Consider the following 26,212-nt stretch of genomic DNA (forward strand, 5'->3'; position numbering starts at 1 on the left):
TATGGCCGCGTCGGGGCGCACGCGCCTCGACCAGGCGTTGGTTGCGCGGGGATACTTCAGTTCCCGCGCCCGCGCCCGCGATGCGGTGGAAAGGGGCTGCGTCGTCGTCGATGGACAGGTCGCGCGGAAACCCGGGCAGCTCATCTCGTCGGATGACCCTGTGTCGGTGGATGACCCGGCATCCCGATACGTCGCCCGCTCAGCGCTGAAGCTGTCGGCCGCTCTGGATGCGTTTGGAGTTGATCCCGCTGGCCGGCATGCGCTCGATGTCGGCCAGTCGACCGGAGGCTTTACCCAGGTCCTTCTCGAGCGCGGAGCGGCGCACGTCACCGGCGTCGATGTCGGCCATGGCCAAGTGCACCCCAGCTTGCAGGACCATCAGCAAATCACGATCCTTGAGGGGATCAATGCGCGCCACGCCGACCAGATGCCCGTGGGCCCATTCGATCTCGCCGTCATCGATGTAAGCTTCATTTCGCTACGGCTGATCCTACCCGTCGTGGCGAGCCGACTTAAGCGCGGCGGCCCGGCCGTCGCCCTGTTCAAACCCCAGTTTGAAGTCGGCCGCTCGTCAGTCGGCAGCGGCGGCATCGTGACTCAACCGGACGCCGTTGACGAAGCGCTCGATGGCCTCGAAAGAGCCGTGCCACAGCTCGGTTTGCGCTGGCATGCGTCAATCCGCTCCCCCCTTCCCGGCGCTGACGGCAATGTCGAGCGGCTCGTGCATCTTGTCCGCTTGTGAGGGGCGAGCCATTTTATCAGGACGCACGACGCGACATACGACACCAGTTGGAAGCGGGGCCTCCTCCCATGGCTGAAGCACAATCCCTGAAACCCACACCAAGGCCAGCGCTTGGACGCGTGAGGGGCCTTTCGCAGCTTGCACAACGCGCCCGGTATGTTGCGCAACAAGGCACCCGCGTTGGCTGGTACGCTGGCCAGGCCTACCGGATGCGGAGGGTTCAACAGGCCGCGATCGAGGCTGACCCGACGCTGAGACCAAAGGTCGAATCCCCGAAGGGTCACGTTCCCGGTGTGCCCGAATTGCTGCGCGGGGTCGCGGCGCTGTCAGCCCGCGATCTGGCGAACGTTGAGGCGGGCCTGTACCCCGCACCACGCGACAACGCAGACTGGGGCCAGCGCATTCGCGACGCGCGGGCCTTTTTTGCGGACCTGCCAGAGGTCGCGCGCCGCCGCGCCGAACAGAACCACCAGGAAGTCCACGAAAGCGATGTGGCCGGCAAACGCCCACGCTACTATGAGCAAAATTTTCACTTCCAGACCGATGGCTGGATGTCCGAGCGTTCGGCGCAGCTTTACGACACGCAAGTCGAGGTTCTGTTTTCAGGCGCAACGGAAGCCATGCGGCGGCAAGCTCTGGTTCCCATAGCCGACTTCATGCGCGGCCAGGACCAGCGGTCGGTGCGCGCGGTCGACCTCGCCACCGGCCCCGGCAACATGGCCGACGCGTTGAGTCACGCGTATCCGCGCATGCCATTAACAGCGGTTGACCTGTCGGAGGCCTACACGCGACACGCACTGGGGCGTTTCAAGAAGGCGCGCCACCATCGGGGCATGGTTGCGAAAGGGGAAACGCTGCCGTTCGCCGATGGATCGGTCGACCTGCTGACCTGCGTTTTCCTGTTCCACGAATTACCACCGAAGATCCGCAAGCTGGTTGCGGCGGAGATCGCCCGCGTTCTCAGGCCAGGCGGCCTGTTCGCGTTCGTCGACAGCCTTCAACCGGGCGATACGCCAGCCTATGACGGGCTGCTGGAGCTGTTCCCGCAGTTGTTCCATGAGCCCTACTACACAAGCTACGCGACCACGGATCTGACCGCGCTTTTTACAGACGCAGGTCTGGAACCCGCCCACGATGATACCGCATTCGTCTCCAAGGTCCTCGCCTTCCGCAAGCCCGTCGGGGCCTAATCAAATGGCAACCAGTCGGCGTTAGTGTCGCCGATCTCAACGGGTACGGGGAGCGGACGTGACCAAGGTCGTCAAAGGTTGGATCATGCGCATCATAGGCTGGGGGCTGACGGTCCTTGGCTTTGTGATGTTTGTCCTGCCGATACCGCTCGGGATACCTGTCATGGCAACGGGCATGATGATCCTGATCACGACGTCGAAAACGGCGCGCCGGTGGTTTCGCTTTATCCGGATGCGTTCGCCAGTCACCGACAAGAGCTTTTCGTATATCGAGACGCGCGTTCCGGCGCGCATCGGTGCGGTCCTGCGCAAAACGCGGTTTCGGGCCATTGGCCGCAAGGTGGCGCAGGCAGTCAGACAAGGTGATCCCGCTTAGGCCAGCGTTCAGTCGATCGAGATATCGAGACCGAGATCAAGCGCCGGGGCCGACGCTGTGAGCCAACCGGACGAGATGTAGTCCACACCGCTCTCAGCGACAGCTGCTATCGTTTCCAGCGTGATGCCACCAGAGGCTTCAAGCACGACGCACCGCCCAATGGCCTCCTCGTTGAGCAGCACCGCCTGGCGCAGTTGATCGGGCTCCATATTATCGAGCATGACAACATCCGGCCTCGCCGTATCTGGAAGCTCCAGCAGGCTGACAAACTGGTCAAGTGTGTCGACTTCGATCTCGATTTTCACCAGATGGCCGGCAAACGCCCGCGCCGACGCCATCGCCTCCACAACGCCGCCGCACACGGCAACATGGTTGTCCTTGATCAGGATCGCATCATCGAGGCCGTACCGGTGGTTCGACCCCCCGCCCATGCGCACCGCGTACTTCTGTAGGGCCCGCAAGCCAGGAAGGGTCTTGCGCGTGCACGTGACCTTGGCATCAGTGTGAGCGATCGCGTCAGCGTAGGCGCGCGTTGCGGTGGCAATGCCGGACAGATGGGTCAGGAAGTTGAGGGCCACGCGCTCGGCTGACAGGACGTGGATCGCCGGCCCCTTGATGGTTGCAATGGTCGAGTCAACCTCGACGGCTGCGCCGTCGGCTGTGTGGGCTTCAAAACGAACGCCCTTGCCGATCTGTGCAAAGGCTTCCTCTGCAAGCGGCAATCCGGCGATGACGCCGGGCTTACGCGCCTTGATAACCGCGCTTGCCGTTGATCCTTCGGGCAAAGTCGCAAGGCTGGTGATGTCCCCTGCCCGGCCCAGGTCCTCCCGCAGAGCCATGCCCACAGCATCTACAATGATTGGATGCGGCAGCAGCGCGATAGAGCTGTTCATACGATGTGAGACCCTAACCACCAAACGTCACCCTCGCCCTCTTGGCGGGGGCCGGTATGGAACCAAACATGGAATGAATTCTCGCCACAAGGGCGAGAATGACACCGGCGCAGTTCACACGCTAGGCCGCTACAGCAGCCGGACCCACCGCAGCGCGAAGCCTATCCAGCGTCCAGAATGACCGCTGGGATTGGGATGGGTCGCTTTGCGGATAGTCTGATCGGGCGTGCCCGCCCCGGCTCTCGGTCCGACTTAAGGCGCTGGCCGTCACGATCCACGCGGCGAGCGCCATGTTGCGGATCGAAAGATTGATCGCGTTGGTCCGTATCTGATCCAACGTGACAAGCGCCGCGTTCAAGCCGTCAGCGTTACGTTCGACGCCGACATGCTGGCCCATCACCATGCGGATCGCCCGGCTTGCCTCCTCATCGGAATGGCTAAGCGCAATCGCTGATCCATCACCTTCGATGGTCGTGCGGTTGAGTTCGGCGACGGGCATAACTTGCACAATGTCCTGCGCTATGCGCGCCCCGAACACGACAGCTTCCAGCAAAGAGTTGGACGCAAGGCGGTTCGCCCCATGCGCGCCGGTGGAGGAGACTTCGCCCGCCGCCCACAGACCATCGAGGGATGTCCGGCCTGCCGCATCGGTCAGGATACCACCCATGTGGTAGTGAGCCGCCGGCTCGACTGGCAGGGGCTCTTTCACCGGGTCGAGACCCGCCTCAATGGCGCTCTGGTAGACCGTCGGGAACATGTCCGGGAATGCATCGCCGACCGCTTGCCGGCTATCGAGGAACGCTCCCTTGCCCGACTGGACGGCCCGATGGATTGCGCGTGCCACGATATCGCGGGGGGCAAGTTCAAGGTCTGGATGGATACCCTCCATCAACCGTGATCCATCTGCATGGATCAGGGTTGCGCCCTTCCCGCGCAGGGCTTCGGTCGCCAGCGGCGCAGGGTCCTTACCGACGGACAGGGCGGTTGGGTGGAACTGGACAAACTCGGCATCCGCAATCACCGCACCGGCACGCGCGGCCATTGCAAGGCCCTGGCCACGCGCTTCGACAGGGTTCGTTGTCATGGCGTACAGTCCGCCAACACCACCGGAGGTCAATACCACGGCGCGGGTGTTAATTCGCGTCGCTTGCTGCGCGTGGCCCCCGTCTGCGCGCGCCTGCACGCCAACAACTTGCCGACCCTGGGTCAGCAGCACCTCAACGGCGTGGTTCTCGATGATACGGATGCTCGGCGTCTTTTGAACCGCGTCAATCAGAGCCGCCATGATGGCTTTTCCGGCGCGGTCACCTTGAACGTGGACGATGCGATCGGCCGAATGGGCTGCTTCACGGCCGAAGGTCAGCTTTCCCTCGAGATCGGTATCGAAGGGCACCCCATAGCGCAGCAAGTCTTCGATGCTGGCATTCGCTTCGCGTACCAGAAGCGTCGCCATGCCTTCATCGACCAGCCCAGCGCCCGCATTGATCGTGTCGGCAAGGTGCGCCTGCCACGTATCGCCCTCGGCAATCGCCGCCGCGATGCCGCCTTGGGCCCAGGCGGAAGATGCGCCAAGTCCCAGCGGTGCGGACGTGATCACCGTGACAGGGCGAGGTGCCATCTTGAGGGCACAGAACAGCCCCGCGAGGCCGCCGCCGACAATCACAACGTCATCAGTATGGGTGGGTGAGTTCATCATCGGTCCACCGGGTTGGCTGCAAGGCCGGCTGTCGGCCCCGCGCTTAGTTTTTCAGATTGACCATCGCCTCGACCGAACGACGGGCGCGCTTGGCCATTTCCTCAGGGATAAACACCTCGCCCTCCATCGTGAGAAGCGTGTCGAGGATCTTGGGCAATGTGATCCGCTTCATGTGCGGGCACAGATTGCATGGCCGAACAAACTCGATTTCTGGCGCCGCGGTGGCCACATTGTCGGCCATCGAGCATTCGGTCACCATCAGCACTTTTCCGTTTTTGTGCTCGGTTACCCAATCGATGATCCCAGCCGTGGAGCCGGTGTAATCTGCTTCCGCGATAACATCAGGCGGGCACTCGGGATGTGCGATGATCTTGATCGACGGATCGCTTTGCTTGTAGGCGCGCAACTCTTCGCCTGAGAAGCGCTCATGCACTTCGCAAGCGCCTTTCCATGCGATGATGTCGACCGATGTCTGCGAGGCGACCCAACGCGCCAGATACTGATCAGGCAGGAAGATGACCTTGTCGGTATTCAGGCTTTCGACAATTTGAACTGCGTTCGAGGAGGTGCAGCAAATGTCGACCTCGGCCTTCACGTCTGCCGACGTGTTGACATAAGCCACGACAGGGATGCCCGGGTAGGCTGCTTTCAAGGCGCGAACGTCCGACCCTGTGATAGACGATGCGAGGGAACAGCCGGCGTTCATGTCGGGAATGAGAACCGTCTTCTCCGGGTTCAGCATCTTCGACGTCTCGGCCATGAAGTGCACGCCGCACTGAATGATGACGTCTTCACTGACCTTGGTGGCCTCTTTGGCCAGCTGTAAGCTGTCGCCAACGATGTCGGCGACCCCATGGAAGATCTCCGGGGTCTGATAATTGTGCGCCAGAATGACCGCGCCGCGCTGTTTCTTCAGCCGGTTGATCGCGGCGATCGTCGGCGCGTGAACGGGCCACTCGATGCGCGGGATCGCATGTGCCATCTTCTCATACAGATGACCGACTTCGGCCTCCACAGCTGGTGTGTAGGTCAGATCGGGCATCGGCAAATGGTCAAAACGAGAGCTGGCGGGCGGCGCTGCGGTGGCGCGAGCCCAGTCGGGCATTGCAACCGGCGACAGCGTACGCGGGCTTTCAAGTTTGAAGTCGCCACCTATTTGTAAACTCATGCGACCGTCCTCCTTGTGTCGCGGGGACCGAACGGCTCTGAAGACCGCTTCATCGGCTCAAATCGGTTTCAAGCAGCGCAAGATAACCGATCACTGGCCCCTAATTCTCATGATGAGCAAAAAGCGATTGGAAACGATACTGCTTTTGCTCAAGTTGAGTTTATACATAGAGCCAATCGCGCCGTGACGCAAGGGCAGCCTTGGCTCGCTGGGGAAAGTGGCCAGATTTCGCGGGCGACAAAAAGGCATCGTTGAAAAAAGTTGACGTCTGCCTTGAAGAAATTGCGTTTGGCTTTGGCCGTATGGGCGTGTAGGCGGGAAATCCGACCGGTGGCGGACATCGCGCCCCCTGCGGCGGGCAGATGAGGGACAGACATGGCCGATAATCCAGCAAAACAGGTGCCTGCGACGGGTATTTCCGGAAACGCGCTTTTGCTGGTGATCGTCGCCGGTTGCCTCATTGCGCTTTTGTCATTTGGCCCGCGTTCGATTCTCGGCCTTTTTCTCGTCCCGGTGACCGAAGCACGCGAGTGGAGCCGCGAAATATTCGCGCTGTCTCTGGCGATCCAGAACCTGATGTGGGGAATCGGGCAGCCTTTTGCAGGCGCTATTGCCGATAAGTACGGCAGCGCCCGCGTGCTGGCCGGCGGCGGTATTCTCTACGCGGCCGGGCTGATGCTGATGGCGTGGGCGCCAACGCCGCTGTGGCTTTATTTCTCCGCCGGTATCTTGATTGGTCTTGCTGCCTCGGCAGGTTTCTCGATCGTTTTGGCGGCCTTGGGCCGCCGCGTCCCCCCAGCGAAACAGGCTTTGGTCTTCGGCATCGGTACGGCCGCCAGTTCGATGGGGCAGTTCCTGTTTGCACCCTTAGGCCGCTCGTTCATCGCGGACTATGGCTGGGAGCAAGCTTTGCTGATGCTCGGGGGCCTGATGCTGGCCGTGCCACTTCTGGCGTACGCCCTGCGCGGCAAGGCGGACTCCGAAGCCGCCGCAGACTTCATCAAGGACCAGACCCTCACCGACGCATTAAAGCAGGCACTTGCTTACCGGTCCTATGTGCTCTTGGTCGCTGGCTTTTTCGTATGCGGGTTCCACGTTCAGTTCATCGCGGCACACATGCCCGCCTATATTGAGGATATTGGTCTCGATCCTGCCATTGGGGCGTGGTCGATAGCACTGATCGGCCTGTTCAACGTATTCGGTTCGCTTGCCTCAGGCGTCATCGCCGGGCGTTACTCGAAACCGATCTTTCTGGCGCTGATCTATCTGGGGCGCGCAGCCGCGATCACGCTTTTCCTGATCCTGCCGGTCTCATCTCTGACCGTTCTCGTCTTCTCGGCGACCATGGGCCTTTTGTGGCTGTCGACCGTTCCGCCCACCTCCGCCTTGGTCGCGATCATGTTCGGCCCAAAGTATCTCGCAACCCTGATGGGCATCGTGTTCTTCAGCCATCAAGTCGGCGCTTTCATCGGCGTCTGGCTGGGTGGGCGGCTGTTCGATACGACCGGTTCCTATGATGTCGTGTGGTATATCAGCATTGCCCTTGGCATCTTCGCGGCAATCGTGCATTGGCCGATACGCGAAGCTCGCGCCGACAGCCCACTGGCGACTCCCGCCGAATAAAGGATCACACCCATGGCAACTCCCGACCCGTTCAAGGCGATCTTGATCACGTCCGATGACGGCAAGCGCGCCAAGCCGGCCGTCGTGCAGGAGATCACGATGGATGATCTGATGGACGGCGATGTGACGGTGAAAGTCAGCCACTCCACGGTGAACTACAAGGATGGCCTCGCTATAACCGCCAAGGGGCCGATCGCGCGAAAATTCCCGATGATCCCGGGCGTCGATCTCGCCGGAACGGTGGTCAGCTCAGACCATTCGGACTTTTCGGAAGGCGATGAGGTCATTCTCAACGGCTTTGGCGTCGGCGAAGGCCATATGGGCGCCTATGCACCTTATGCGCGGCTCAACGGCGACTGGTTGATCCATCGACCGAAAGGGCTGACCGCAGCGCAGGCCATGGCGATCGGTACGGCGGGCTACACCGCCATGCTCTGCGTGATGGGCCTTGATGAGGCTGGCGTTAAGCCAGACGATGGCCCGATCCTTGTGACCGGTTCGGCCGGTGGTGTTGGATCGGTCGCCATCGCGATCCTCGCCAAACGCGGCTACCATGTCGTGGCATCGACCGGGCGGCCTGAAGAGGAAGCCTACCTTAAGGGCCTTGGCGCTGCGGAGATCGTCGACCGGAATGAATTCAATGGCGATGTCCGCCCGCTGTCGCGGGAAAAATGGGCTGGTGCGGTCGATGCCGTCGGCTCGAAGACGCTTGCCAACGTTCTTAGCCAGGTGAAGTACGGGGGCGCAGTCGCAGCCTGCGGTCTCGCGCAAGGTGGTGATCTGCCATCCTTCGTGCATCCATTCATTCTGCGCGCGGTCAAACTCATCGGCATTGAGTCCGTGATGAGCCCAATTTCAAAGCGCAAAGAAGCCTACGCCCAACTGGCGCAGGACCTCGATATGGACAAGCTCGACACAATGACCCGGCACATCGGCTTTGACGACCTGTTGCAGGCCGGAGCCGATATCGTCGAAGGCAAAGTGCGCGGACGCCTCGTCGTCACACTTTAGGCTTCGCACTGGCTGTCGACGTTACAACTTGGCGCTGACATCCGCATTGCGGATCATCTCGGCACGGGTCACGAGGTCGAGTTCCGCGCCCTGCTTGAAGTCAGCATCGCGATACAGCACGGCGGCAGCCCCGCCCGCGAGAAGTGCAGGCACGATGATGCCAAGAAGGTTGGACGCGTAGGCGCGACGCCGACCTACCCGCTTAGCCACCCTTGTGCGGGTCTGCCGCAAAGCTTCCCTGTTGGGCGCTATATGATGTCCCATTTGGCCAACCCACCAACCTGTTTTCCAGCGCTTTTGGTCTAGCAAATGCCGGGTGGGAAACCCTTACCTGCCGTAGAGAATTTGCGGCCAGTTTGTGGCAAAGCAAATCGTTCGTTGGGTCCTGCGTTCAAATGAAAATCGCATTTCAATCAAATGCGATGTTTCCGCGTAACCCGCCGCACGCTACCGCACGACGGATTGACCCAATCGCAGACCAGCGGCAGGGCGTTCAGCTGTCACTTCGCGGCGGAACCGATACAGCGCAGCGGGTCTTCCGCCGGTGGCCACAGCGGTCCCGCCGGTTGGCTCCACCAGTCCTGCCCGGTCAACCAGGCGGCGGAAATTCTGCTTGTGCAAACGCCGTCCGGAAATCGCCTCAACGGCCAATTGCAGGTCGGTCAGGGTGAAGGCTTCGGGCATCATTTCGAAAACCACCGGGCGGTATTTCATCTTGCCGCGCAGCCGCGCGATTGCGGTGGCGAGAATGCGCCTGTGATCGAGCGCCATACGCCTTCCCAGCGGGGCGTCTTCATGGGCCCGATCCGTGCGGCCATCACGCCATGCTTCGCCCACAAGTCCCGCCTCATACAGCAGTTCATACCGTTCCAGCACCCGCTCCTCATCCCAGATGGCCTCGTCTGCGGGACCGGTTGGAGAGAGCGTTGCACCAAAAGCCAACGCCGCACGCCTTTGGCGCGACATGGTTCGTCCCGGGGGTTCGTCTCCCGACGTCTCAGCAAGCCAGTGGCGGAGCCTTGGCAACAAGTTTGCCTCGAGAATGGCCGGGCGCCCATCGCGCCAGTCTTCCCAAGGGAAAAATCCATACCAGTGTTGCCACGACCACTCGTCGTGGGGTTCGGGTTGAACGACGGATTGCGCAGGCTGGCTGTCTGTGTACGCCCGGGTCAGCGCAACATAGCCCACTGACAACATGTGCGGCGTGTCGGTTTGGGCGGTCGCGTGCCGCCCGCGATCACCGAATGCGTACAGCTGTTCAATGTAGCCCAGGCGAAAGCCCGTTTGCGCTTCAACAAAGCCGCGCAGGCCAAGCTCCAACGTCCGATGTTTCAACGGCTCGAAGGGACCCGATGGCAGCGCTGGGTCAGGGGCATCGGTCTTACCGGCGTCCACGCTTTGGGGGACGGCAACAATGGCTGGGTTCCCATCAACCAGCGCGACGACCGCGGCCGTCAAATCAAGGCCAATCGACTGCACGGAAGGCGGCTGCTGAGCCTGTTGTGATGACCTGTCCGCCGAAGGGTCCGTTCGAGGCACGCTGATCAGCCTGCATCCACCGGCAGTTGAAAGGGGCGTCCCTCGTAGGCATTCGCACCCCGCCCGATTGCCTGGATCGCTGCCTGCATCTCGCCACCAGCACCGAGCGCCGCGTCTGCCAAGGCGATCATGCGCGCATTCGGCGTGGCCCAAGGAGCGCGCGAGCGCAAAAGGCGAGCCGTCGCGTGGGGCTCAGCCCCTTCGCTGAGGGCCAATGATAAAATGTAACCCGCTGCAGTCGATCGGCTGACCCCGGCCCAACAATGGACGATCATCGGCGCTTTGCGATCCCAGGCCCGGCCAAAAGCAAGAAGAGCATCGATATGTTCGCGCCCTGGGGGCGTCAGGCCATGAGCTGGGGCGGTGATATCATTGAATTCCAGAAACAGATGATTGTCAGCCGCAATGGATGCGGGGCGCTCAACTGGGCTGCCCGAGCTGAGAACGGACAACATATGGCTGGCACCGGTTTGTTCGGCGACCGCATCAATGGCCGAAAGTGAACAAACGTAAAGTGCAGCGTGGGGGGCGGACATGGGATTCGCCTAGCACACAGGCTCCGACCTAGTCATCACCTTCCGCAAGAAAGGAGGCGTTGAGGCGTCGGTGCCGGTTGAGAAAGGCCTGCGCAGCCTCCTCCGGCGGCATTGGCTCGAGCGTCACATCATGCAGTGCTGGCGGGAGTTTGCCAAAGAACTTGGTGGCCTCGGTTGGCTCAAAACCGGCGAGCTGTGTCGCCTCAAGCAGCGCGCATGCGCGGTCGGCGCGCTTGATCAGTTTCTGCCAGGCGTCAGGCAATTGGGCCGGAAGGCCATGACGGACAAAGATGGCCGACGCGAGACGCGCCTCAATCTGCCGATAGCTGTCGCCCAACAGCGCCTTGAAGGGCGAAATCATGTCCCCGATCACATATTCAGGGGCGTCATGCAGCAGCGCTGCAAGGCCAAGTGCAGCGGGCCGACCGGCCTTGCGCCGCGATACGGCATCCAGCGACTGAAGAATATCGACGACAACCAGGCTGTGTTGAGCGACCGAAAAGGGGTGTGCACCAATCGTTTGGCCGTTCCACCGCGCAACCCGCGCCAGCCCGTGCGCAATATCGTCTATCTCGACATCCAGCGGAGACGGATCGGCCAGATCAAGCCGCCTGCCTGACAGCATCCGCTGCCAAACGCGCGGCGGGGTCTGTTTTGGCACGGTCAGCCGCCCTGCAAGGTGATTTCCACCTCAAGCCCATACGTTGCGTAGGGCGGCACCGAAACCGATACAGCACGGCCCGCAACACTGAGCGGTCCGCGAATATGGTCGAGCCGAACCACCGCGATCGCTTGGCGGGCTGTGGCTGACCGCGTGACACCAATCTCGCGTTCGCCACACAGGACTGGCTCGCCTGCCCCGATACTTTCGCCCGTCAGAATCACTGGCCTTCGCCTTGCGGTCCCACGGTGTTTGACGCGGCTGACCACCTCCTGGCCGACAAAGCAGCCCTTGTTGAAGGCAACCGCCTCCGTCAAATCCAGCGCTACGTCATGCGGGAAATCCTGCCCGCTGGCGATCTCCTGCGGACCCTCAAGGACGCCGGCCGCCACGCGACGCGCGGTGTAGCGGGCCAATGCGGCCCCATCGTCTTGCGCGCTGCTATGCCCATAGGTCCGCGCTTCGCGGCTGCCAGCCACGTTGCTGAAACGCAGGTCCCTCAAGGCGCCCGGCGCTTCTGTTTCCCAATCGGTTGAAAAAGCACCCATCGCTTCGGGTTCTATGGTCACATTTGCCCGCAACTTATACAGCGTCAGCCGCTTGATCAGGGCATCACGTTCGGTCGCGTCGCACTCCAGACGGAAACCCTCGGGCGTACGGCTGAGGAGGAACGTGAACAGGATTTTTCCTTGCGGGGTCAGCAATGCCGATCCCACAACGTCTGATTCACCGGGCAGGCGGGCGGTCACCAAGCCTTCAAGCAGATGCTCGGCGTCCGGGCCGGAAAGGGCGATCAGCGAACGGTGGCGCAGCGGCGTAAGGGGCATGGTGCTCGGTCCGTGGGGCTTCGATAAGCCCAACGGACATAGGCGCGTTACTGGATGATCTCAAGCTCGGGTTCAAACGCGTACACCACGAAGGCGAAGGTCACGTCGTGGACAACGGGCTCGTCGTCGCGCATGACTGTGATGCTGCCGACATCGCGACCCTCACTCATGGTCGATGTATCGAGCGCCGAGGCTTGGCCTGCGGCAAAACGCAGTGTCACCCCTTCCATTTCGATCGTTCCTTCTTCGGCGATCTTGGCCGTGCTGATGGCGAAAACATTGTCGCCGTCACGCACCATCACCACACGCTCAAGCGGTGCGATGCCGTCGGGAAAAGGTCCATCATAAAGGAATGGCTGTGCGAGGGTATCGTAGCCCGGATAAGGGTTCTGGCCGTAGGGGCGGCGGAAATTGTTCGGGTCGTCGAGGACGAGTGCACTGGGATACTGCTCGGCGAACTGTTGCCAACTGATCAGCTTGCTGGGCAGCATTGTCAGTTCGGTTCCGGCATAGCTGCCAGCGATCGCTTCGCCGGAGAACTGCTGCCACCAGCTATCGGTCTGGCGGTCGTACATCACCAGGTCGGAGCGCCGCAGTTTGCCGGTCGTACCGAAATCAACCACCTCGCCATCAATCATGCGATCGAAGACAATCGCGGCGTTGCACAGCGGGCAATACGTTACGGCAACCGGATCGCCAGCGATGACGTCGTTGACGATCTCATGAAAGGTCATCACGCGCAGCGGGTACCCTCGGGTTTCGCCCTTGTGCGTGAAGCTGAGGATCGGGTCGCGCGGGTCGAGATGATCCACCTCCGCGACCGGCTCAAAGCGTGGGTTGTCAATGGGCGGGATGCCATCGCGCCGCGGTCCTCCGTCGAGGATCTCACCCAGATCAACCGTGGATTGGGAGAAATCGGTTCGCCAACCCTCCGCAGCCCAACGGTCTGGGTTTGCGAGGGCCGGTATTGCCGTGGCCATCGCGACGAGGGCGATCATCGTGGCAATCGCAATCACCGAGATTGCGGTCTCGCATGGCGGTCGAATATGGCGCAGCATGGATCAACTCTCCTGACAGGACTAGGACACCATGCCAAGCTTGAGCTGGATGCGCCACAAACGGCCGTTCACTTTGACGCGAGCGGCGCACGGATGGGTTAAAGCTGGGGCGGAGACTTGTCGCGACAAGCAGGCCGATTTGTCGCGACAAAGTGGGGGTGTTGTCGCGACAAGATTGGCCCGTTACGGCCGCGTTTCTTGTGCGGTGAAATCAGCTGAAAAGCTGATCGACTGCATCTTGCGCGCGCATGGATGTTTCGCTGACCGGGAGCGGCGCTTCAACACGGGTGCTGTCCGTCCCGTTAATGATCGCGCTGGCCCGGTCTATCGCCGGACGAATCTCGCCGGCAATTATCGAGGTCAGGCGGTCGCTGACTGCCGGGTCCAACGGTTCGTCAGGCGACAGACCGGACAACAGGATCTGCATTTCGCCGATCCAACCGTTCAGCTCGTCAACGACCGCTTCAAATCGCGTGCGCGGCTCATCGGGCGCTTGGGTGTAGGCGAGAACGGCGAGGTCCTTGTCGGCGAATACCGATTGCTTGAAATGCTCACAGTAGGACCGCGGCTCCCATTCCAGCACATCTTCAGCCATGTCGGGCATATCGGCGACCATCTCGATAAGCATCACCACCTCATTGAAATGGTTGAGATAGTCGGTCGCCAAAAAGCTTGCAGGGTTGATGTTGGCGGCAGCCAAGCGCTCCGGCGACAGGGTTGTGGTACTGGTCATTTTGGGGTCGCATACACTCAAATATTTGCGGCTTGCCGGGAGTTTATCCAATAAGGGTTACAGAGCTTTGAACGGCGCTTTTGTTGGCGTCGCAGCCCAAAAGGGTCAAACGAGCAGCTGAGGGTAGCCATGTGTGGACGGTTCGTTCTCGAAGCCTCGCGGGAAGCGGTTGAGGCCCTTTTCGAGGTCGAAGTGACCGGGCTTTTCGAACCGCGCTACAACATCGCGCCAAGCCAACCGGTCTTGTTCGTTCACGCCTTTCAGGGCGTTCGCGCCACCGACTACGGCCGTTGGGGGCTCGTGCCGCATTGGCACAAAGAACCCGACAAGGCCCAGATGATGATCAACGCCCGCATCGAGACCGTAGCGGAGAAGCCTTGGTTCAGAACAGCGGTGCGTCACCGCCGCGTGCTCGTACCGGCAACACATTTCTACGAGTGGCGGCGCGAGGGCAAGGCGCGGCAGCCGTTTGCCGTCAATCGGAAAAATGACGCGAAAACAGAAGGTTTATTCGCATTTGCCGGCATCGTTGACGAGACGCATGGCGGGGATGGGAGCGCCGTTCCGACGCTTGCGCTACTCACCGAACAAGCCGAAGGCGAGGTTGCCGACATCCATCACCGCATGCCCGTTGTCGTGCCCGCCGAGCATTTCGCGAGCTGGCTCGACTGCCGGACTGTTGAACCGACCATGGCGCTGGAGGCCTTGCGGCCACCGCCCGACGACGCCTGGACAATGTGGCCTGTGGATCCGGTCGTGAACCGCGCCGGCGTCGATGGCGCAAAGCTGCTGCTCCCGGTCGATATCGAAGCGGATGCCGCCAAGTCCGCGACCGCTGAGCCCAAAGCGCAGCTCGACCTGTTCTGAAGGCTAGGGCTGCCTTGTACAATCGCGAAAGAGGTCAGCCCCTCTCATCGGGCAGAAGTTTGCCCGGGTTCATGATGCCTTTCGGATCGAGCGCCAGTTTGATAGTGCGCATCAGCGCCAAGGCCACCGGATCCTTCACCCCGGGCAACAGATCGCGCTTCAACTGCCCGATACCATGTTCGGCTGAGATTGACCCATCCATATCGGCGACGATCGCATGGATCATCTCGTTCATCGCATCCCAGCGCTCTAAAAACGCTTGTTTGTCGGCGCCTTCCGGCTGAGAAATGTTGAAGTGAATGTTACCGTCACCGAGATGGCCAAACGGCACCGGACGGCAGCCAGGCACAAGCGATTGAGCGGCTTCGGTTGCCGCTTCGATAAACGAGGGAACCGCGCTGACGGGAACCGAGACATCGTGCTTGATCGAACCACCCTCGGGCTTCTGAACCTCGCTCATGCCATGCCGCAATGACCAGAACGTCCGGGACTGCTCGAGTGTTTGCGCGACGGCGGCATCCTCGATCAAGTCTGCTTCGAACGCTTCTTCCATGCATTCCATCAGGAGGGCCTGCGCATCGTCCTCGCTGCGCCCAGATGACAGTTCAGCCAACACATACCACGCTGAAGGACTGGTGAGCGGGTCACGGGCACCAGGTAGATGACGCAAGACGAACTCTAAACCAAGCCTTGGCATGATCTCAAAACCTGTCAGCCCATGTCCGGCCCGTTGTTCCATCGCCTCATATAGGCGAAGCGCGTCGTGGGGGGTCTTAAGGCCAATAAAAGCCGTGCGGACCCCACGAGGCTTGGGGAAGAGCTTCAGGCTGGCCGCTGTGATCACCCCAAGGGTGCCCTCTGATCCGATAAACAGGTTCTTCAGATCGTAGCCCGTGTTGTCCTTGCGCAGCTTGCTCAACCCGTTCCAGAGCCGGCCATCGGGGAGCGCAACTTCGAGACCGAGAACCAGATCACGCGTGTTACCATAGGCCAGAACGCCCGTTCCTCCGGCGTTTGTCGCGATGTTGCCACCGATCATGCAAGAACCCTGCGCGCCCAGCGACAGAGGGAAAAATCGACCAGCCGCATCGGCCTGTTTCTGCAGCGCTTCAAGCACGACGCCGGCTTCTGTGGTTATCACATTGGCCTGAGCATCGATCTGCCGGACGCGATTGAGCCTGGCAAGCGATAAAACAATGGCACGGCCGCTGGTATCGGGTGTCTGGCCCCCAACTAAGCCGGTGTTTCCGCCTTGTGGGACAACCGGCAAGCCGCGCTCACTCGCAAAACGCAGCACTGCACAGACGTCTTGCGCTGTCCGCGGCTGAACGATCGCGATCGCTTTGCCTTGGAACAGGTCCCGCCACTCGCGCAAGAAAGGCGCTTTGTCCGAAGGCTCAGTCAGCACCGCACCATCATCGATAAGTGCCGCCAGCTCTGCCCCAAGATCGGTTATGTGCTCCACTGCCTCACCCGCAATTTCGGCCCTCATTGGATATTTGCGGTACTGCCGCCAACCGCGCTGGTCTCTCATCCGCAAGCGGAAGCGGAAAACCAGCATGATGGTTCGTTTGCAGGCTTTTCCTGCCGCATCTCCTACGGTAAAGACCGCCCATTCGCAAAGCGGCAAACCCTACCGACGAGCTTGAGGCTATCCCCTTGACCGTTTCGATCATGCAAGGCAAGCGCGGCCTGATTTTGGGCCTCGCAAACAATCGCTCCATCGCTTGGGGCATCGCGCAAGCGTGCCGTGAGCACGGCGCCGAGCTGGGCTTCACCTATCAGGGAGACGCCCTGCGCAAGCGCGTCGAGCCTCTGGCCGAGCAGCTGGGTGGAACCGTGTTTGGCCATTGCGACGTCACCGACACCGCGAGCATGGACGCCGTTTTCGGAGAGATCGAAGCGCAATGGGGCACGCTCGATTTCATCGTTCATGCGGTCGCCTTCTCCGACAAGGACGAGCTGACGGGCCGCTATGTCGATACGAGCGCTGAAAACTTCGACCGTTCCATGCACATCTCGGTCTATTCATTTACCGCGCTTATGCAGCGGGCCGAGACGCTCATGACAAATGGCGGATCGGCGCTCACGCTGACCTACTACGGTGCCGAGCGCGTGATGCCGCATTACAATGTGATGGGTGTTGCCAAAGCGGCGCTTGAAGCATCGGTGCGCTATCTGGCTGTGGACCTTGGCGGCAAAGGCATCCGGGTCAACGCACTGTCCGCTGGCCCCATCAAGACACTCGCGGCCTCGGGCATTGGTGACTTCCGCTACATTCTCAAGTGGAACGAGTACAATTCGCCCTTGAAGAAAACAGTGACGATTGAAGAGGTCGGTGATGCGGCCGTGTATCTCCTGTCGCCACTATCGCGGGCGGTCACGGGCGAAGTGCATCACGTCGATTCGGGCTACCACGTGGTCGGCATGAAATCGGTCGATGCGCCCGATATTTCGGTGGTCAAGGACTGACCTGCCCACTGTGATCACCCTTTCTCATCCGCTGATCTTCATCCGGCACGGGCAGACCGACTGGAACAAGGAAGCCCGGCTTCAGGGCGGCCAGGATATCCCCATCAATGCCCTTGGCGCTCTACAGGCGCAGCGCAACGGGCGGGCGCTGTCGGAACTGTTCGCCGGCGGGGCTTTCGCTCTGGACGATTTCCATTTCACGGCCTCCCCCCTGTCGCGATGCATTGCGACCATGGGCCACGTGCGCGATGCACTCGGACTGGCACCGGACGACGGATTTGACCGCGACCCGCGCCTTCGTGAGATCACCTTTGGCCAGTGGGAAGGCAACACGTTCGCTGAACTGGAAGCAGCTCAGGCTGACGCCGTTGCCGCAAGAGAGGCTGACAAATGGGGCTTCGTGCCCCCCGGTGGCGAGAGCTACGCAATGCTGAGCGAGCGCATTGCGCCATGGTTGGAAAGCTTGGATCGTCCGACACTTGCGGTATCGCACGGTGGTGTGATGCGCGCAGTGCGCGGGCTGCTTTTCGATCTTCCCTCTGCCGAGATACCGCAACTGGACACACCCCAGGACCGTGTTTTCGTTTACGAAGACGGACAAGGCATGTGGGTGTGACGGCAAACGGGGACCGTCCGTTTGACGCTCTGGGGCGCGCGGTGTAGCACCTGCCAGTCCTGTTCAACGGCGATTTTTCATGTCTCACAATAGCTTTGGCCATCTGTTCCGCTTCACGACCTTTGGCGAGAGCCATGGTCCGGCGATCGGCTGCGTCGTCGATGGCTGCCCGCCATTGATTGCGCTGACCGAAGCGGACATCCAAGCCGATCTCGAGCGCAGGAAGCCGGGCCAGTCGAAATACACCACCCAGCGGCGCGAGCCCGACAGCGTTCGGATCGTGTCCGGCGTTATGGACGATGCGGAAGGCGTGCAACGCACCACCGGCACACCAATCGGGCTGTTGATCGACAATACCGACCAGCGCTCGAAGGACTATTCCGAGATCAAGGAACGCTATCGTCCGGGTCACGCCGACTTCACCTACGACGCAAAATACGGCATCCGCGATTATCGCGGCGGTGGGCGCTCGTCGGCACGCGAGACAGCGATGCGCGTTGCGGCCGGGGCCATCGCGCGCAAGGTCGTTCCTCGCATGGTTGTCCGCGGGGCACTGGTGCAGATGGGCCCGCACAAGGTCGACCGGGCGCGCTGGGACTGGGAGCAAACGCGGGCCAATCCGTTCTTCTGTCCTGACCCTGTCGCAGCCGAACAGTGGGCCGCCTATCTCGATGAGGTCCGCAAGGCCGGGTCATCGGTCGGCGCAGTCATCGAAGTGGTGGCAGAAAGTGTGCCTGTTGGCCTTGGCGCGCCGATCTACGGCAAGCTCGACAGCGATTTGGCAGCGGCGATGATGACAATCAACGCGGTCAAAGGCGTTGAGATCGGCAACGGGTTCGACGCCGCGGCGCTTTCAGGCGAGGACAATGCCGATGAGATGCGGATGGGCGATGATGGCCAGCCGGTGTTTCTCACCAACAAAGCAGGTGGGGTCTTGGGCGGCATTTCAACAGGCGACCCGGTCGTCGTCCGCTTTGCCGTCAAGCCCACATCCTCCATTCTGACGCCGCGCCAGTCCGTTACCGCCAGCGGTGAAGAGGTTGATGTGCGCACCAAGGGTCGCCATGACCCGTGCGTTGGTATCCGCGCGGTGCCAGTGGGCGAGGCGATGATGGCCATTGTGCTTGCCGACCATTATCTGCGGCACAGAGGCCAAAATGGCGGGAACGCCAATGAGACAAGTTCAGGAGTAGCCGTTGGATCGTGATCTTAGCCATGTCGAGGCCGCCATAGCCGCCTTCAAGGCGGGTGCCATGCTCGTTGTCACCGATGATGATGACCGCGAGAACGAGGGGGATCTGTTCGTTGCGGCTGAAATGTGCACGCCCGAGGCGATGGCGTTCATCGTACGGCATACCTCCGGGATCGTCTGTGCCCCGATGGAGGCCGAGAACGCCAAGCGGTTGCGCCTCGACCCCATGGTTTCGGCCAATGACGCACCGCTGGCGACGGCGTTTACCGTCACCGTTGACGTCAAACATGGCCTGACGACCGGCATTTCCGCCGAAGAACGCACCAATACCGTCCGCGCGCTCGCCAACGGCAACGTTGGAGCGGACGATTTCGTGCGTCCCGGCCATGTCTTCCCGCTCATCGCGCGCGAAGGTGGCGTTTTGGTCCGCTCGGGACACACTGAAGCGTGCATCGATTTGTGCAAACTGGCTGGGCTTGAGGCGGTCGGCGTTCTCGCCGAACTCGTCAACGATGATGGCTCTGTGAAGCGTGGCCCGGAGGTCAAGGCGTTTGCAAAAGAGCATGATCTTCTGATGATTTCGGTCGCCGATCTCATCGCGTGGCGGCAGCAATCCGAACGGCTCGTGGCGCGGGTCGATGAAGCGGACATCGATACGCCACACGGGCCTGCTAGGGCGTACAGCTACGAGGTCCCCTTTGATCCGATGCAGCACCTAGCCGTTGTCTATGGCGACGTTCGCGGCAAGACGGACGTACCGGTCCGGCTGCAGCTGGAACGCGTTGCCGATGATGTATTCGGCGCTTCTGGACGGCTGAATGCGGTGATGCAGCGGCTTGCGAGCGAGGATTGTGGCGTGTTGGTGTACCTGCGCGAGGGCTCGGTAGGCGTCGCCAATGTCAGCGGCCGGCACACGCGGACAATTGAGGGCCAGGACGAGCACGGCAGCGCGGACAAACGGCATAGCCAGTGGCGAGAAATCGGCCTTGGAGCGCAGATCCTGCGCGATCTGGGCCTAACATCCATCCGTCTACTGTCCAGTCAGAAGCGAACCTATGTCGGCCTTGAGGGGTTTGGCCTGACCATCTCGCGCACGGAGATCGTGTAGGCGTGGACCACAAGGAACCCACAGCGCAGCCTCGATCCCTGGGGGTCAACTATCTGCCCGGCTCCGGCGACATGATGGCCTATGGTGGCATCGTGCTCGCGGCTCTGGGGGTGCTGGCGTGGCTGGTCCGGGGCCAGCCGATTTTTCTCTGGATGGTTCCTGTCGGGCTTGGCGTTTCCGCTTACTTTTATCCGCTGATCGAAAAAGGCGTTGTGCGCCTGGGCGCAGATGCACGCGGGCTGTTCTTCGAACGGCTGGGTATCGTCCCCTGGGATGCAATCCAGTCGGTGCGCCATGAACGCCGGGCGCTGCGGACGCTGCGCCTTCACACGCTGCACATCGTCCTGACAAGCGAGCCGGAAACGGTTGTCGTCGATACAGACCCTGCGCCAGCATGGAAGCAGTGGATGTCCAAGGCTTGGAAAGCGGATGGCCGGACGATCAGCATCGATCTGCACCCGCTGGCGAAAGACCCCGTCGATCTTATCGATCACCTGCTTGCGTTCCGGCCAGACCTACTGGACGAGGTGCGCAGCAACCGGGTGGAGCTGGATTAGGCATCAAGCCAACCGTATCACCAAACGTCACCCTCGGGCTTGTCCCGAGGGTCCATGCAACGGTTGCGCCTGTGCTGTTGCTACACGCTTGGCGTGGATCCTCGCCACAAGAGCCTGCGCCGGGCCCGTTCCGGGGGCGAGGATAACCTTCGGGGGTGTCGCCTATCCCTCGACCTTGGACAGGTCGGCGATGGCGCTGATCTCAGAGCGCACGCCTTCGAGCAGCGCGAGGCGATTGGCCCGGACCTTCTGATCCTCTGCGTTCACCAATACAGCTTCAAAGAATGCGTCGATAGGAGCGCGAAGCGTTGCCAGCGCCTGCATCGCGGCTTCGTAGTCGCCGGAGGCAACCGAGGCGTGGGCCTTGGTGGCAGCATCTGTCAGTGCCGTATGGAGCGCGCCCTCTTCGGGCTGCTCGAACAAGGACGGATCGACCGAATCCGCAACTTCAGTGCCCTTCTTGGCCTCGGCGGCGAGGATGTTCGCCGCGCGGTCATAGCCAGCTTTCAGGTTCTGGCCATCGTCAGTCTTGAGCAGCGCCGAAAGGGCTTCTCCCCGCTGCACAAGATCGAGAAGATCGTCAAGGTTATTATCAAGGACAGCGTTTACAACGTCATGCCCGATGCCTTCGCCACGAAGATAATTCTTCACGCGGTCGTGCAGGAAGGAAATCAAATCACCGCTGTATATCTGGTCAGCCTTTCCCTCCAGCGAGACGCCATCCGGCTTCAGATGCTTCGGAAGGTGCTGGTATGATACCCAGAAAATGGGGTTCAAGGAGAGTTTCAAACCGTTTTCCCGCACAAGGCGTGCGACTCCCTCGGCCGCCCTTCTAAGCGCATAAGGGTCCTTTGAGCCCGTCGGCTTTTCGTCAATCGCCCAGAAGCCCGTGAGTGTGTCGAGCTTGTCGGCCAGCGTGACGGCAACGGCCACCAAATCGGTGGGCACCGAGTCCGACGGGCCTTGCGGCTTATAATGGTCTTCAATGGCCACAACGACTGATGGGTCTTCACCCTGTAGAGCTGCGTAGCGCGCGCCCATGAAGCCTTGAAGCTCGGGGAATTCGCCCACCGCCTCGGTTTGCAGATCCGCCTTGGCAAGCTTCGCCGCGCGTTCGGCAAGATCTGCATCGGCACCGATTTCACCCGCAATGGTCCGCGCCAAGGCCGCGATACGCGCGATCCGCTCACCCTGCGTGCCAAGTTTCGCGTGGAAAATCACGCCCAGGCTATCGAGCCGCGCCGCGCGCTGATCAAGCGGCTTGGCGAGATCAAGGCCCAGCCTCTCCGCGCTTTCTTTCAGCGTATCGAGATCGGGCAGCGGCGCTTGGTCGGTCTGCCAGAAATAGAGCGCATCGGCGAGCCGCGCGCGGATCACCCGCTCATTGCCCGCGACAACAGCCGCGCCACCATCATCGGGCACGATGTTCGAGGTCAGGAGGAACTTGTTCGCCAGATCGCCAGTCTGACGGTTTTTTTGGGGATCGCGCAGGACGAAGCACTTCTGGTTCGCGCGGATCGTCGCGCGGATAACGGCATCGGGGATCTGCAGGAACGCTTCATCAAACGATCCCATCATCACGACCGGCCACTCGACGAGACCGGCTACTTCTTCGAGAAGGCCCGGGTCTTCGACCAGTTCCAGCCCTTGCGCGAACGCCAGATTGCGCGCCTCGGTCTCAATGATCGCCTTGCGCCGTTCGGGGTCGAGAACAACTTTCGCGGCTTCAAGCTTGGTCTGATAGTCGTCAAGACGGCGCACCGTGAACCGCTCCGGTGCATGGAACCGATGACCTTCCGTGGTGTTGGACGCGGTGATGCCGCCAACCTCGACGGGAACGACCACAGGATCTTCGGTCTCCGGCCCGAACGTGCAGACGATTGAATGCAACGGGCGCACCCATTTCAGCGAGCCGCTGCCCCAGCGCATCGATTTCGGCCACGGGAAGGTCTCGACGACCTCCTTCACAGCACCAGCGATGATCGTCTCCGCATCCTGCCCCGGCTTGGTGATCTTCGCGACATAAAAGTCGCCCTTTTTGGGATCAGACGCAACCTGAGCCTCGTCAATCGAAGAGAGCCCAGCGCCGCGAAGGAAACCTTCGATAGCCTTGTCCGGCGCACCGACGCGGGGGCCCTTGCGCTCCTCGATCACGTCGGGCGAGCGGGTCGGGATCCCGGCAACGTGCAGAGCGAGCCGGCGCGGCGTGACAAAAGCTTTCGTTCCCTCATAGACCAGACCGGCATCCACCAGGCGGTCTGTGACACCCTTGCGCAGATCGTCTGCGGCGCGCGCTTGCATGCGTGCGGGTATCTCTTCGGAAAACAGTTCGAGCAAAAGGTCGGGCATTGGGGATCAAAGTCGCGGTTGCGGCAAAGAAATACCGGCTAGCCGAGGTCCTGTCCGAAGGCAATATCGTGCCCGTCGAGGTCCTGAATGCCGAATTCCAGAACGTTGTAGGGTTGTTCGCAAAGGCTGTAGTCGATCTTCGCGCCGCTGCCTAGGAATTCCTCGTAAAGCGCCTGCGCATCATCAACCCAGAAATAGGCGTTCCACATCGTATCGACCACTTTCCAATGCGGCGTGATGGTATGGCCCTCGGGCGCCTGCGAAAGCATGATGAAGCAGCTGTCGCGCTTGCCGATGGCGAATGTTGTCTCCGGCTCGCCATATTCGGCGAATGTGAAGCCGATCGATTGCCGCCAATAGGCGAGGCTCGCCTTGATGTCACTGACGAGCAGAACCGGCGCTTGTTCGAGCAGTTTTGGCATAAGAATTTCCTCCTCTTGGGGAGAAGTCACCAACCTCCGCCGCCGCCTCCGCCGCCGCCGCCGCCAGACGATCCGCCACCGCCACCACTTGAGCCCGACGAGCGCGGCATGGATGACGCGTACGCGGCACCAATGGTCGACGCGATGGCCGCCGTCGATGCGGCGATCGAACCCGAGTCAAACGAACGGCCGTGATAGTAGCTTGGCTGGTAGGTTGTCCGCTGCGCTGCGGGTATGGCCTCTAGATGCGCTTCGAGCGCCTCCGACCACGGCTTCTCGACGCCAAGGCCAATGGCGTACGGTAGGAAGCGCTCGTACAGATCGAGTGAAAAATCAGGCGCGCCTTCCATGTTCATGCGCTCGGATTCGGCCACAGAAAGGTAGAGCCGGAAACCCTCGATCTCATCCATCAGAGCCTGGCCCTCAACCGTGGGCGCGAACATCAACCGGGCGAACAATGTGATGGTGAAACCCATCGCGGCAGCGACCAACATTGTCAGCTGGATAATCCAGCCGGTCGCGAAGGCGCGCGGCGGCGAAATGTGAAAAGCGGCCGCCAGCCCCGCAACCACGCCGGCAGCGATGATCACAAAGGTAACGGCTAGAAGCCCCCCGACGCGCGTTGAGCGCCCTGCAAAGTGTGCCCATGCGCCGCCCACGGTGATGCCCACTATGAGACCGCCGACAAAGTGAACAACCACACCGGTCGCAATCGCATCGGTTGAGGCGAACAGGGCCAGAAAAGCAAAGAGAGCCAGAACGGCAATCACAACCCCGATAATGGTGTAGCCAGGATTGCGCTTGAAATAGCGGCCCTTGAAGCCGTCATAAATTGTCTTGCGGAACGTCGAGGTCGTCCTCGTAAGGATCGGAGCATTAATGGGCAGGAACGACATTGCCTCCCGCTGGCCGAACAGCCCCTTCATCAGCGCCCGCTCGCCCGGGGGCAGGTCCTTATGGCCGGAACGCCCCATGTCACCGGTGCGCCGGACGGTGACGGTGCCGCCCTCCTCGTCAATGCGCAGCTTGCCTTTCGCGCCCAACGAAACCAGCGCCGCCATGAAACTCTTGCCGGTCGACCCGCCCTTGTGGCCGCGAAACCAGACCCAGCTCAACTCCGCCGGGCTCATGCCGCGCGGCGGCTCGAAGCGCGGGAAAACAACGCCGCGGGGCGGGTCGCGCCCTACCCGCCACCAGCTCGCGACCATATAGGCAAAGACCGCAAGAGCCCCGACAAGTACCGCAGCGATCCCGGCATTGTCGCGGAGCAGCTTGAGCTGAACATCACCCTCGCTTGGAGGTTCGATGATGCCGCTTTGAAAGCTAGCGGCGACTGTCAGCCCTTCGCGTGGACCGAGCGGACCGACGGTTTCGAAACGAACGGCACCAGGCCCAACGATCCGGCTTGCGGCTTTCGAAGCAGTCGAACCAAATCGCCCGGTGAACGCCGCCGTTTCTTTGATGGTTGCACCTTCGGGCAAGCGGATGGTCGCAATCGCGCGCTGGATCGGGAACGACCAGAAATTACCGGTGGCGTTCCAGTAGACTTCATCAAATTCGTCGAAGAACCGCATCTGGTGCCGCGAGCGATAGCGCAGTGTGTACGTGTAGACGCCCGACCGAAGGAACACGTCAGCGCGGCCAATATAGACCCGCGTCCCACCAGTGATCGGCTCGGTGTGATACGGCTCTGCTTGATCATCGCGTAGCACCTCGATCAGTTCGAAGCTTGTCCGATATATGAGGCCCGAAGGCTCCCGCTGGACCGTGGGAAAGTCGCGGAAGATGCCGCGCCGAATTTCGACGCCTTCCGCCCTCACCGTGATGCGTTCGGTCACCAGGAATGCGCCGTCCGCTTCGACTTCGACGACTGTGTTGAATTCGATAATCTCTTCACGGGCATGGGCGGATGATAGGCCAGCCCCCAACAGGAGCAGTGCGACGATCAGCGCGTAACGAGCGAGTTCGGCCATCAGCTTGGAAGAACGCACGATGACGGCCATATTCGCGCTCACCCTCAGCCGAATGAAACCTGCGGATTGGCCCGGTCGGCCGGGTCCTCAAGCTCGAAATACTCAGCCTGAGCGAAGCCGAACTGGCCTGCGATCAGATTGGACGGAAATTGCTCGACCAGCGTGTTGAACTGCCGCACGGCGCCGTTGTAGTAGCGCCGCGCAAGCTGGAGCTTGTCCTCGGTTTCCTCAAGGGCCTCCTGGAATTCGATGAAATTGGCGGACGCCTTGAGGTCGGGATAATTCTCCGCCACCGCAATCAGCTTGCCCAGCGCTGCACCAAGCAGGCTTTCAACGCCTGCGCGCTCGGCGGGATGTTCCTCGCCCATGGCCTGTGCTCGTGCGCGCAGTGCGGTCACGTTCTCCAGAACCTATTTCTCGTGGCCCATATAGCCTTTGACGGTTTCAAGCAGGTTGGGAATAAGGTCCGAGCGGCGCTGCAACTGCACGGAAATCCCCGACCAGCCCTCGCGAACCATCTGCCGCTTCTTCACCAGAGTGTTGTAGACGATGATCGCGTAGCCGATCACCACGACGATCAGCACGAGAATGATCCATTCCATC

At 61.3% G+C, this 26,212-nt stretch carries 25 protein-coding genes and 1 pseudogene; 11 read left to right on the forward strand and 15 right to left on the reverse strand.

The features are described 5' to 3' along the window. Position 1 precedes the first annotated feature (1 nt). The 3 genes from AAF739_00615 to AAF739_00625 all read left to right on the forward strand — a co-directional run bounded on the left by AAF739_00615 (position 2) and on the right by AAF739_00625 (position 2,308). Positions 2-742 carry a TlyA family RNA methyltransferase gene (locus tag AAF739_00615; GenBank protein ID MEM6381150.1) on the forward strand — a complete coding sequence of 247 codons (741 nt, stop codon included), beginning with the start codon at positions 2-4 and terminating at the stop codon, positions 740-742. A 68-nt stretch (positions 743-810) separates the two neighbouring features. Continuing rightward, complete coding sequence (locus tag AAF739_00620; GenBank protein MEM6381151.1) at positions 811-1,932, forward strand: class I SAM-dependent methyltransferase; 1,122 nt, start codon at positions 811-813, stop codon at positions 1,930-1,932. Positions 1,933-1,990: 58 nt separating this feature from the next. Beyond that, positions 1,991-2,308 (forward strand): hypothetical protein, encoded by a 318-nt coding sequence (locus AAF739_00625; protein MEM6381152.1) that lies wholly within the window; start codon positions 1,991-1,993, stop codon positions 2,306-2,308. Between the two features lie 8 nt (positions 2,309-2,316). Here AAF739_00625 and nadC read toward each other — a convergent pair whose 3' ends face one another. The 3 genes from nadC to nadA all read right to left on the reverse strand — a co-directional run bounded on the left by nadC (position 2,317) and on the right by nadA (position 6,002). Then, positions 2,317-3,201, reverse strand: coding sequence for a carboxylating nicotinate-nucleotide diphosphorylase (gene nadC / locus AAF739_00630; GenBank protein MEM6381153.1), 885 nt, complete (start codon positions 3,199-3,201; stop codon positions 2,317-2,319). A gap of 121 nt (positions 3,202-3,322) precedes the next feature. Beyond that, positions 3,323-4,897: an L-aspartate oxidase gene (locus AAF739_00635; protein ID MEM6381154.1), complete on the reverse strand. Its 1,575-nt coding sequence runs from the start codon at positions 4,895-4,897 to the stop codon at positions 3,323-3,325. A gap of 43 nt (positions 4,898-4,940) precedes the next feature. Next, positions 4,941-6,002 (reverse strand): quinolinate synthase NadA, encoded by a 1,062-nt coding sequence (gene nadA, locus AAF739_00640; GenBank protein ID MEM6381155.1) that lies wholly within the window; start codon positions 6,000-6,002, stop codon positions 4,941-4,943. 438 nt (positions 6,003-6,440) lie between these two features. Here nadA and AAF739_00645 point away from each other — a divergent pair, with 438 nt between their 5' ends. Both AAF739_00645 and AAF739_00650 read left to right on the forward strand, forming a co-directional pair. Next, positions 6,441-7,688: an MFS transporter gene (locus AAF739_00645; protein MEM6381156.1), complete on the forward strand. Its 1,248-nt coding sequence runs from the start codon at positions 6,441-6,443 to the stop codon at positions 7,686-7,688. 12 nt (positions 7,689-7,700) lie between these two features. Further along, positions 7,701-8,699, forward strand: a complete 999-nt coding sequence (locus tag AAF739_00650) for an MDR family oxidoreductase (GenBank protein ID MEM6381157.1) — start codon at positions 7,701-7,703, stop codon at positions 8,697-8,699. Between the two features lie 21 nt (positions 8,700-8,720). Here AAF739_00650 and AAF739_00655 read toward each other — a convergent pair whose 3' ends face one another. The 7 genes from AAF739_00655 to AAF739_00685 form a co-directional block, all read right to left on the reverse strand. Next, positions 8,721-8,963 carry a hypothetical protein gene (locus AAF739_00655; GenBank protein ID MEM6381158.1) on the reverse strand — a complete coding sequence of 81 codons (243 nt, stop codon included), beginning with the start codon at positions 8,961-8,963 and terminating at the stop codon, positions 8,721-8,723. A 183-nt stretch (positions 8,964-9,146) separates the two neighbouring features. After that, a complete protein-coding gene (locus AAF739_00660; GenBank protein ID MEM6381159.1) occupies positions 9,147-10,178 on the reverse strand; it encodes an NAD regulator in 1,032 nt (343 codons plus the stop codon). Positions 10,179-10,243: 65 nt separating this feature from the next. Next, positions 10,244-10,774, reverse strand: coding sequence for a tyrosine protein phosphatase (locus AAF739_00665; protein MEM6381160.1), 531 nt, complete (start codon positions 10,772-10,774; stop codon positions 10,244-10,246). A gap of 28 nt (positions 10,775-10,802) precedes the next feature. Continuing rightward, entirely contained in the window at positions 10,803-11,399 is a 597-nt protein-coding gene (locus AAF739_00670; GenBank protein ID MEM6381161.1) for an HD family hydrolase, read from the reverse strand. A 38-nt stretch (positions 11,400-11,437) separates the two neighbouring features. Next, positions 11,438-12,262: a folate-binding protein gene (locus AAF739_00675; GenBank protein MEM6381162.1), complete on the reverse strand. Its 825-nt coding sequence runs from the start codon at positions 12,260-12,262 to the stop codon at positions 11,438-11,440. Positions 12,263-12,309: 47 nt separating this feature from the next. Beyond that, entirely contained in the window at positions 12,310-13,320 is a 1,011-nt protein-coding gene (locus AAF739_00680; protein ID MEM6381163.1) for a DUF3179 domain-containing protein, read from the reverse strand. Between the two features lie 211 nt (positions 13,321-13,531). Beyond that, positions 13,532-14,053 (reverse strand): hypothetical protein, encoded by a 522-nt coding sequence (locus AAF739_00685; protein MEM6381164.1) that lies wholly within the window; start codon positions 14,051-14,053, stop codon positions 13,532-13,534. A gap of 129 nt (positions 14,054-14,182) precedes the next feature. Between AAF739_00685 and AAF739_00690 the strand changes: the two genes are divergently transcribed. Continuing rightward, positions 14,183-14,920, forward strand: a complete 738-nt coding sequence (locus AAF739_00690; GenBank protein MEM6381165.1) for an SOS response-associated peptidase — start codon at positions 14,183-14,185, stop codon at positions 14,918-14,920. A 34-nt stretch (positions 14,921-14,954) separates the two neighbouring features. Here AAF739_00690 and AAF739_00695 read toward each other — a convergent pair whose 3' ends face one another. Continuing rightward, positions 14,955-16,412: an FAD-binding oxidoreductase gene (locus tag AAF739_00695; protein MEM6381166.1), complete on the reverse strand. Its 1,458-nt coding sequence runs from the start codon at positions 16,410-16,412 to the stop codon at positions 14,955-14,957. A 182-nt stretch (positions 16,413-16,594) separates the two neighbouring features. Between AAF739_00695 and fabI the strand changes: the two genes are divergently transcribed. The 5 genes from fabI (at position 16,595) to AAF739_00720 (ending at position 20,865) form a co-directional block, all read left to right on the forward strand. Beyond that, positions 16,595-17,392 (forward strand): enoyl-ACP reductase FabI, encoded by a 798-nt coding sequence (fabI, locus tag AAF739_00700; protein MEM6381167.1) that lies wholly within the window; start codon positions 16,595-16,597, stop codon positions 17,390-17,392. Positions 17,393-17,402: 10 nt separating this feature from the next. Further along, the gene (locus AAF739_00705; GenBank protein MEM6381168.1) at positions 17,403-18,008 is read left to right on the forward strand and encodes a histidine phosphatase family protein; all 606 of its coding nucleotides are present in this window, start codon (positions 17,403-17,405) and stop codon (positions 18,006-18,008) included. Positions 18,009-18,087: 79 nt separating this feature from the next. After that, positions 18,088-19,215 carry a chorismate synthase gene (aroC, locus tag AAF739_00710; protein ID MEM6381169.1) on the forward strand — a complete coding sequence of 376 codons (1,128 nt, stop codon included), beginning with the start codon at positions 18,088-18,090 and terminating at the stop codon, positions 19,213-19,215. Next, positions 19,205-20,308, forward strand: a complete 1,104-nt coding sequence (gene ribB, locus AAF739_00715; GenBank protein MEM6381170.1) for a 3,4-dihydroxy-2-butanone-4-phosphate synthase — start codon at positions 19,205-19,207, stop codon at positions 20,306-20,308. Before aroC ends, ribB begins: the two co-directional genes overlap by 11 nt. 2 nt (positions 20,309-20,310) lie before the next feature. Continuing rightward, a complete protein-coding gene (locus AAF739_00720) occupies positions 20,311-20,865 on the forward strand; it encodes a hypothetical protein (GenBank protein ID MEM6381171.1) in 555 nt (184 codons plus the stop codon). A gap of 162 nt (positions 20,866-21,027) precedes the next feature. Here AAF739_00720 and glyS read toward each other — a convergent pair whose 3' ends face one another. The 4 genes and pseudogenes from glyS to AAF739_00740 form a co-directional block, all read right to left on the reverse strand. Beyond that, complete coding sequence (gene glyS / locus AAF739_00725; protein MEM6381172.1) at positions 21,028-23,214, reverse strand: glycine--tRNA ligase subunit beta; 2,187 nt, start codon at positions 23,212-23,214, stop codon at positions 21,028-21,030. A 38-nt stretch (positions 23,215-23,252) separates the two neighbouring features. Next, positions 23,253-23,636, reverse strand: a complete 384-nt coding sequence (locus tag AAF739_00730; GenBank protein MEM6381173.1) for a VOC family protein — start codon at positions 23,634-23,636, stop codon at positions 23,253-23,255. Positions 23,637-23,662: 26 nt separating this feature from the next. Further along, the gene (locus AAF739_00735) at positions 23,663-25,639 is read right to left on the reverse strand and encodes a DUF2207 domain-containing protein (protein MEM6381174.1); all 1,977 of its coding nucleotides are present in this window, start codon (positions 25,637-25,639) and stop codon (positions 23,663-23,665) included. A 14-nt stretch (positions 25,640-25,653) separates the two neighbouring features. After that, a pseudogene (locus AAF739_00740) lies at positions 25,654-26,211 on the reverse strand (LemA family protein). Position 26,212: the final 1 nt, after the last annotated feature.

The organism is Pseudomonadota bacterium (assembly GCA_039024915.1).
GTDB lineage: Bacteria > Pseudomonadota > Alphaproteobacteria > Rhizobiales > MH13 > MH13.